Genomic DNA, 1,505 nt, shown 5'->3' on the forward strand with positions numbered 1-1,505 from the left:
TGGCGTGGCAAGCTTAAAATAGTGTAATAGACAGAAAACAAACTGGATAATATGGGAAGAGGTCGTCGGGTAATGGTTTTTCTAACTTCAGACCAGAGAGAAAAACTGGAAGGAATTAGTCGTAATGGTCATGCACCGACAAAGAAAATACTTCATGCTCAGGTTTTATTGATGTGTGATGAAAGTACTCAAGCTAAACAAAAATGGACAGATGAAGAAATCAGTTCGGCATTAAATGTGCATCGTAACACAGTAGGCAGGAAAAGGAAAAGGTTTTTACAGCAAGGAATGAACCCGTGCTTGAATCGTCGTCAGCGCATTTCCCAACCCCTACCACCGAAACTGAAGGTCGAACAATTTGCCCAACTAATCGCAATATGATTGCTCCACACCACCATTAGGTAGAGCGCACTGGAGCTTGAGGCTATTAACTAAAGAATTGAAAACACGAGGAATAGTCACGGAAATTTCTCATGAAACAGTACGTAGCTATCTAAAAAAAACCAACTACGTCCGTGGAAAAAACAACGTTTTTGTATTCCCGAAAGAGATGAACGCCCGCTTCGTGGCAGAAATGGAAGTTGTTCTCGATATCTTTTGCAGCCAACATAGCCCAAGTGAGCCTCTGATTTGTATGGATGAAGCAGCGATACAACTAACTGGACATCTAATCGAACCAATTAAAATGCAACCAGGTCATGATGCCAAGGAGGATTATCACTACACACGCGTTGGGACTCAAGCTTTATTTATGTTCTTTGACCCCAAGGTCGGATGGCGAAGAGGAACGTAACCGTGACAGTCGTACCAGTATTGATTGGGCAGAAGAGATTAGGCAATTATTGGATGTAGACTATCCCCAAGCAAACATTGTTAAATTACTCTGCGATAATCTCAATACTCATAACATCGCTTCTCTCTACAAAGCTTTTCCCGCAGCAGAAGCACACCGCCTTGCCAGAAGATTAGAGATTTATCATACACCTCGTAATGGCAGTTGGCTTAATGTTGCCGAGATAGAACTCAGTGTTTTGTCACAGCAATGCCTGGCTCGACGTATTCCCACATCTGAGAAACTAGCATCGGAATTAAATGCGTGGCAAAAAGAACGAAATCGCACAGCTAGTAAGGTAATTTGGCATTTCACAACCCAAGATGCACGAATTAAATTGAAGCATCTTTATCCTGTTTTTGAAGATGTTGAATCCGACAATTCTAATGCATCAAATTAAGCTTGCCACGCCAGTAGGGTGCGTTAGGGGCGGAAAGCCTCGGATTTTTCGCCTCGTAGCCAGTGTTGGGATAGTCCGCCCCGTAACGCACCACCAAAAGGCTCACCCTCATTTTCTGCCATTGCTGAATCAAGGAATGAATATCAGCCAGTAGGGTGCGTTAGGGGCGGAAAGCCTCGGATTTTTCGCCTCGTAGCCAGTGTTGGGATAGTCCGCCCCGTAACGCACCACCAAAAGGCTCACCCTCATTTTCTGCCATTGCTGAATCAAGGA

General features: G+C 44.1%; 1 pseudogene. It reads left to right on the top strand.

Features of this window, described 5'->3' with window-relative positions:
• Positions 1-51: 51 nt before the first annotated feature.
• Positions 52-1,232, top strand: a pseudogene (locus tag F6K51_RS37065) (IS630 family transposase).
• The last annotated feature ends 273 nt before the right edge of the window (positions 1,233-1,505 follow it).

The organism is Moorena sp. SIO3I8 (assembly GCF_010692325.1).
Taxonomy (GTDB): Bacteria; Cyanobacteriota; Cyanobacteriia; order Cyanobacteriales; family Coleofasciculaceae; genus Moorena.